The following is a 1232-nucleotide window of genomic DNA, read 5'->3' as shown; positions in this document are numbered from 1 at the left end:
ATGAATCGCCCCGGGTTTTCTAGACACTCTCCAGGCTCGCTGCGTAACGCTTTTCAAACTCTACCGGTGACAGCTGATTGTTGAAACTGTGGCGTCGTTTTGGGTTGTAAAACATCTCGATATAATCGAACACATCATCCCGAGCATCCTGGCGTGTAGTGTAGATTTTACGCTTGATCCGTTCCCGCTTTAGCAACTGGAAAAAGCTCTCCGCCACAGCGTTGTCGTGGCAGTTACCTCGACGACTCATGCTGGCTACCAGGTTGTTAGCTTTCAAGAAGCTTCGCCAGTCTGAGCTGCTGTACTGACTTCCTTGATCCGAGTGGATCATCACCTCTTGCTTCGGCTTGCGTCTCCAAACCGCCATCAGCAGTGCATCAATGGCTACGTCGCTGGTCATCTGCGACTTCATTGACCAACCAATGATCTGGCGTGAAAACAGATCGAGCACCACGGCCAAATACAACCAGCCTTCATATGTTCGGATGTAGGTAATGTCTGTGACCCAGACTTTGTTGGGTTCTCTGACATCGAATTGGCGCTTCAGTAAGTTCGGTGAGGCAACGGCTGGTTTACCGCCATATTTTCCCGGCCTCCGTCGATACCCAGTCTGAGAACGTAAACCTTCAATGCGCATCAACCTAGCCACCCGGTGACGGCCACAGCTCTCTCCAACCTCTCGCAGGTCATCATGGATCTTGCGATAGCCATAAACACCACCGCTTTCCAGCCAGGAGTGTTTGATCAACCCAAGCAGTCGCTGATCGTCCTTGGCTCGCGCAGATTTTGGTTCTGATAGCCACGCGTAGTAGCCGCTGGGATGAACCTTGAGCGTCAGGCAAAGCCGTCGAATCGCGTAGTGATCCGCTTGCTGCTTAATAAAGGCGTACTTCAGCCGCACTCCTTGGCAAAGTACGCGGCGGCCTTTTTTAAGATGTCTCGCTCCTCCGTGACCCGTTTCAGCTCGGCACGTAGACGACGAACCTCTGCGCTCTGATCATCCTCTTCAACGCGCTGTTCCTGGGGCTTGGTGTAGCGCTTAACCCAGGCATAGAGGCTGTGCACGGACACACCCAATCGTGCAGCCACCTCCGAGACAGGAAGCTGCTTTTCGGTCACTTGCTTGACCGCCTGGATTTTGAATTCTTCGGGATAACGCTGGTTGCTCATGGCACCTCCTAATGGGCCTCATTTTAAGGCTTGGAGGTGTCTACGAAACTAGGGGCGATTCA

General features: G+C 52.8%; 1 protein-coding gene. It reads right to left on the bottom strand.

What is annotated here, in order from left to right; genetic code table 11:
• Positions 1-19 precede the first annotated feature (19 nt).
• A protein-coding gene (locus HX846_RS23010; RefSeq protein WP_143007115.1) for an IS3 family transposase occupies positions 20-1170 on the bottom strand; the annotation gives its coding sequence in 2 pieces (ribosomal slippage) (positions 20-936 and positions 936-1170; 1152 coding nt in all).
• Positions 1171-1232: the final 62 nt, after the last annotated feature.

The organism is Pseudomonas sp. K5002 (assembly GCF_013386655.1).
Taxonomy (GTDB): Bacteria; Pseudomonadota; Gammaproteobacteria; order Pseudomonadales; family Pseudomonadaceae; genus Aquipseudomonas.
Note: the sequence above shows the minus strand (reverse complement) of the source record. Positions and strands in the feature narration are given on the sequence as shown.